Source organism: Neisseria sp. P0014.S009, assembly GCF_051958155.1.
Taxonomy (GTDB): Bacteria; Pseudomonadota; Gammaproteobacteria; order Burkholderiales; family Neisseriaceae; genus Neisseria; species Neisseria flavescens_C.
Genome location: NZ_JBQCVS010000115.1, coordinates 1 through 277 on the forward strand (window position 1 = coordinate 1; position 277 = coordinate 277).

At 49.5% G+C, this 277-nt stretch carries 1 protein-coding gene; it reads right to left on the bottom strand.

Annotated elements, in window-relative coordinates:
• The coding region (locus ACTHS4_RS11925) for an FxsA family protein (protein ID WP_440365991.1) at positions 1–239 on the bottom strand (239 nt) is incomplete at its 3' end.
• Positions 240–277: the final 38 nt, after the last annotated feature.

Consider the following 277-nt stretch of genomic DNA (forward strand, 5'->3'; position numbering starts at 1 on the left):
GCGGTATAGCGAATCGGCCACAGCATCTGATAGAGGGAAATGTTTTGGCCACTGCGGACGGCTGCGCCTGCGAGCACAAGGCCGGAAATGCCGGTATGGCGCAGCATAAAGATACCGCTGATAAAGCTGACAGCCATCACAAACAGCGTCCAGCCGACACCTATCCAGTCGGCAACCCAGACGATGGACATGATTTCCAAAAAGAATAAAACCAAAAAACCGATTCCAAAATACTGCATAAGAGTTTGTTCCTTCATTCAACGGATAGTGTCGATTG